Below are 4,695 nucleotides of genomic sequence, written 5' to 3'. Positions count from 1 at the left end.
ACCGCAGCTATAATCGGCTGAAACTGTTGCCAGTAGTAGTTTATGTCCAAATGGGTGCTCAGATTACGACCAAAATCTTCATTCATGATTATGCCCTCTTGTTGTTTGTTCTATCTCTAAGGTTTTTAAATAAATTTTAAATAACCTTCTATTATTAAGTCATTTGTCGCTATAAATCGTATTATTTTCACTCAAACCAATGTAGCACAACCATAAAAAAAGAACATTAAACAACCAGAGAATAGAAAAAAATTATACAAAACTGTTTGACAACACCATAAAATCACATAGAAAAAGCCCGTTTAGAGTCACCTAACGAGCTTTTGATTGAGTGATTAAAATGGGATATTTATATCGATACTAAGTGCTGTTAAAAACTCAAAAGCTGAAATAGCTGATGGATCAAGCTCATTCATTTGTTATATCAAAATGTTTATAGAAAAGATGATTAATAAAGCAAATAAAAACAATCCGAATAACATTAATATATAGATAAGATTATGTTCTTTTTGAGTTTTATCTTTTTTTTTGCTGCAGCCCTTAGGAGTTATCAGGCGTCTCACGTGATCGACCTCCTCTTGATTAAACAGAAGCCCTCTCATATTACGCCTGTATTCATCCGCTTTATATCGCAAACTGTTAAAAAAGTTATTTAAAGGTAAAGTTCTAACACTAGCCCATAATTAAATTTAGGTTATACTTGCGCCCTACTTATTTATTTTGGTCCGCCATGCCTTATCAACGACAAAGTGTCTCCTTAGAATTAGACACAGATGTCACCCATGAATGTTATCTTCATCACACTAGAGATGCGCATTTAATTGGCATATTAGCATTCTCTAAACCTAGCTTCACTTTGCAGTGGGGGGATCTCGAGTATTTCCGCCGCCGCTGTGATGAATTTTCAGTTATGCCCTTCCCTGATTGTATCAATGCAATCATCGTGGACATTCGAGACGTCGCTTGTTTTCTTGATCAAGATGTACCTGTGATTCCATGGCGTCTAGCTGAAGAAGAATGCCCTATTCGCCTCATCGTGCCACATGACCGCCTTGAGTTTTACACCTCGATATTTGAACCAACTTGGCTCAGTAGTGATCTCGACAGTGCTATTCAAGAGTTGCGGGAGTTTATGGATATGTTGGTACACTAATTCTGTACACATAGCCCTTCACAGCCTATTACTGTGAAGAGCTTATGTTATTGAACACTGTGGTCTTTATTTTACCAGTAGTTTTCAACTGCGATATTACCTTCACCGCGACGATTCATTGTCAAACCACGCGCTTTTAATGCATCACGGGTATCTTCGACCATTTGAGGGTTACCGCAGAGCATGATATGCGTTGAAGCAGGATCAAAATCAAGGCCAACAGTTTTTTCAAGTTGTCCATTTTCAATTAAAACGGGTAAGCGATCATGTAATTCTGCTTGTGGGTCACGTGTAATGATAGGAACAAATTTAAAACCTTCATGGCCTTCAGCAAACAATTCCACGATTTCTGTTATGCGATCTACATAAGCAAGTTCAGCTGCTGTTCGCACACTATAAATCAAATGAATGTTCTGATATTTCTGCCAAGTCTCAAAGTCTTGTAGCATTGAAATAAAGGGAGCCAGCCCTGTACCTGTTGCCAACAACCAAAGATCTTTAGGTGCAGGCGCTTGATAACGAGCGAGCGTTAAAAAACCATAAGGTACTTTTTCAAGATAAAGCTCATCACCAACCTTCAAATGCTGTAATTGCGAAGTAAAAGCACCATCAGGCACGACAATAGAGAAAAACTCTAGGGTTTCATCATAAGGAGAAGATACAACGGAATATGCGCGAACAACCAAGTCATCAGCAACTTTTAAACCAATTCGAGCAAACTGCCCTGCTGTAAATTTAAAATGTGCAGGTCTAGTCATAGTAAAACTGAAGAGGTTGTCACTCCAACGATGTACTGATAACACTTTTTCTAAACTAAACTTATCAACAGACATAATTTCAAACATGGCACGATAGACTGTGCTCATGATAGCATGTTGCTATTATCGATAAATATCTAAATGTAAAGGTCTTATTCATGCGCATGACTTTACGCCAATTGTCTGTCTTTGTTGCCATCGCACAAGAAGGTACGGTAACCAAAGCCAGTGATGCAGTACGACTCACCCAAAGTGCTGCCAGTATGGCCTTAGCAGATTTGGAAGATGGTCTTGGTGCTCCTCTCTTTGACCGGTTGGGGAAACGCTTACAACTCAATGATCTTGGTCGCTTTTTACTCCCACAAGCCCTAGAAATTTTAGGACGTAGTGAAGCTTTTGAACAAGCAGCTAAAGGTGAACTACAAAATATTGACTTGCGTATCGGTGCAACTCTGACGATTAGTGACTATCTGATGCCGAATCTATTGGCTACTTTTATTCAGCGACAACCTCAAGCACAACTTCAACTGCAAGTCGGCAATACCAGACAAATCATCGAGGCTGTTAGCCAATTTCAATTGGATGTTGCATTAATTGAGGGTTCTTGCCACTTAGCCCAATTACAAAGTATCCACTGGCGTGATGATGAGCTTGCTGTTTGTTGCTCACCGAATCATCCACTCGCGCAATTAGAACGCCCCTTGCAGCCTAAAGACTTTGATCAAATCGATTGGATTTTACGTGAAGAAGGTTCAGGTACGCGTGAAGTCTTTGATCATGCCATCGCTAAAGATTTACATGATTGTAAGATCCGACTGACCTTAGGCCATAATGAAGCAATCTTAAAAGTGGTCGCTGGAGGTATGGGCCTATCCTGTATCTCAAAACTCGCCATTGAACCTCTTAAAGAAAAAGGTGAACTTGTAATTTTAGATACACCGTTTTGGACATTGACTCGTCCGCTTTATATACTGACTCATCGTCAAAAATATCAAGGGCCTGGGCTGAAAGCCTTTATGCGTTACTGCCAAGAATCTTTGTAAGCCTCTAATCCTCTCCTTTTACGGAGAGGAAATTAAAAGGTGAGGTAAATATTAGTCTTTTTGTACACTACCAAAGATTTTATCGCCCGCATCACCAAGACCTGGCACGATATAACCATGCTCATTTAGACCTTGATCGATTGATGCGGTAAAGATCATGACATCAGGATGAGCCTGTTCAACTTTAGCAACACCCTCTGGTGCAGCAACTAACACCATGACACGAATATCCTTACAACCACTTGCTTTTAATACATCAATAGCAGCAATGAGTGAAGCCCCTGTGGCTAACATCGGATCAATGATCATTGCGATACGATTTTGTACATCAGGAACTAACTTTTTATAATAAGTACGTGCCTGTAATGTTTCCTCATCACGTTCTAAGCCCAATACTGAAACTTTTGCGCTTGGGATTAAGTTAAGAAAACCTTCTAACATACCAATACCCGCACGCAAGATCGGTACAACTGTAATTTTCTTACCTGCGATATGCTCAACAGTAACTTTACCTGCCCAGCCATCAACATCTTGCTCAGACATCGCCAAGTCTTGTGTTGCTTCATAAGTTAATAACATCGTAACTTCTTGGGCAAGTTCACGAAAGTTCTTAGTACTGATATCAGAACGGCGCAATAAACCTAATTTATGTTGTATTAATGGATGACGAATCTCTTTAATCGGCACGATACTGACCTTAAACAAAATTTAACTACCGTATATTATAAATGTTTTTTAGATTACTTAAACATAACTTCATGACAGCCTATTGTAACTTGTACAGTTGATCTTCAATTTTGACTACTTTTTTAACTTTCTGATCATTTTAATATGACAAAGCCCTCAATCATGAGGGCTTTGTCATTGCTAAATAAATTTTAGCTTAATCGATTACTGTTGGCCTACGCTAAGTAGAAGCTGTAAAGGCATAAATAAATCAGCTTGTTTCATGATAGAAATAAGCGGATCAGGGTAAACACCTAATACAAGTACCGCAGCTGCAGCAGCAAGCACCATGATACCACCTGCTGTTTGCCCCCAATGATGAGGTGCATCTACAGTCGTAGTTTCAGCTGGTGACTGGTATAAGGTAATCATTACACGTAGGTAATAATACAAACCAATACCACTACCAATGATGATCATAGCAGCATAGAACCAGTGCTGAGTAGATACAGTAGTCATGATCAACATGAACTTACCGATAAAGCCTGCTGTTAACGGAATACCCGCTAAAGAAAGCATCATCACCGTTAAAGTTGCAGTCAAAACAGGACGACGCCAGAACAAACCACGATAGTTCGTTAAGCTGTCTGCTTCTGAACTATTGTTGTATGGGCTTGACATCAAAGTGACCACACCAAAGGCACCAATCGTTGTCAACACATAACTCGCCACGTAAACACCGATTGACGGTAGGCTGAGATATGATGCACTCACCAACGCAAGCATGATGTAACCAAAATGAGCGATTGAAGAGTATGCCAAGATACGTTTAAGGTTTACTTGTTTTAACGCAAGTAAGTTACCGAACAATACTGACAATACAGCAAATACAGTGATTACTGTGCGAATTACATCAACACTAAACACGCCTGAAGACAACAAGTAGCGGATGAACAAAGCGATCATTGCAACTTTTGCAACAGTTGCTAAGAACGTTGCCATTGGTGCAGGTGCGCCATCGTAAACGTCTGGTGTCCATTTATGAAATGGTGCCATAGACAGTTTAAATGCAACC

Annotated in this window: 5 protein-coding genes; 2 read left to right on the top strand and 3 right to left on the bottom strand. The window is 39.6% G+C overall.

Going from position 1 to position 4,695, the window contains the following annotated elements:
• Window positions 1-730 precede the first annotated feature (730 nt).
• Window positions 731-1,153, top strand: coding sequence for a hypothetical protein (locus Aru01_RS17870; protein WP_016657314.1), 423 nt, complete (start codon window positions 731-733; stop codon window positions 1,151-1,153).
• A gap of 71 nt (window positions 1,154-1,224) precedes the next feature.
• Here the strand turns inward: Aru01_RS17870 and Aru01_RS17865 are convergent, their stop codons facing one another.
• Window positions 1,225-1,986 (bottom strand): ferredoxin--NADP reductase, encoded by a 762-nt coding sequence (locus Aru01_RS17865; protein ID WP_040331400.1) that lies wholly within the window; start codon window positions 1,984-1,986, stop codon window positions 1,225-1,227.
• Between the two features lie 83 nt (window positions 1,987-2,069).
• Between Aru01_RS17865 and gigC the strand changes: the two genes are divergently transcribed.
• Complete coding sequence (gigC, locus tag Aru01_RS17860; protein ID WP_016657316.1) at window positions 2,070-2,954, top strand: LysR family transcriptional regulator GigC; 885 nt, start codon at window positions 2,070-2,072, stop codon at window positions 2,952-2,954.
• A gap of 51 nt (window positions 2,955-3,005) precedes the next feature.
• On the opposite strand, the gene upp is transcribed toward gigC, so the two are convergent.
• Both upp and Aru01_RS17850 read right to left on the bottom strand, forming a co-directional pair.
• Entirely contained in the window at window positions 3,006-3,641 is a 636-nt protein-coding gene (upp, locus tag Aru01_RS17855) for a uracil phosphoribosyltransferase (protein ID WP_016657317.1), read from the bottom strand.
• Window positions 3,642-3,845: 204 nt separating this feature from the next.
• A partial coding sequence (locus Aru01_RS17850) for an NADH-quinone oxidoreductase subunit N (protein WP_042111740.1) occupies window positions 3,846-4,695 on the bottom strand: 850 nt, incomplete at its 5' end.

Origin of the sequence: Acinetobacter rudis, assembly GCF_000829675.1 — a bacterium.
In the GTDB taxonomy this organism is placed as follows: domain Bacteria; phylum Pseudomonadota; class Gammaproteobacteria; order Pseudomonadales; family Moraxellaceae; genus Acinetobacter; species Acinetobacter rudis.
This window is presented reverse-complemented; position numbering and strand designations above follow the sequence as displayed.

Bases quoted from the DNA above. Each gene is read 5' to 3' on its own strand.
- Aru01_RS17870 (WP_016657314.1), top strand. From the start codon at position 731: ATGCCTTATCAACGACAAAGTGTCTCCTTAGAATTAGACACAGATGTC.
- Aru01_RS17865 (WP_040331400.1), bottom strand. From the start codon at position 1,986: ATGTCTGTTGATAAGTTTAGTTTAGAAAAAGTGTTATCAGTACATCGT.
- gigC (WP_016657316.1), top strand. From the start codon at position 2,070: ATGCGCATGACTTTACGCCAATTGTCTGTCTTTGTTGCCATCGCACAA.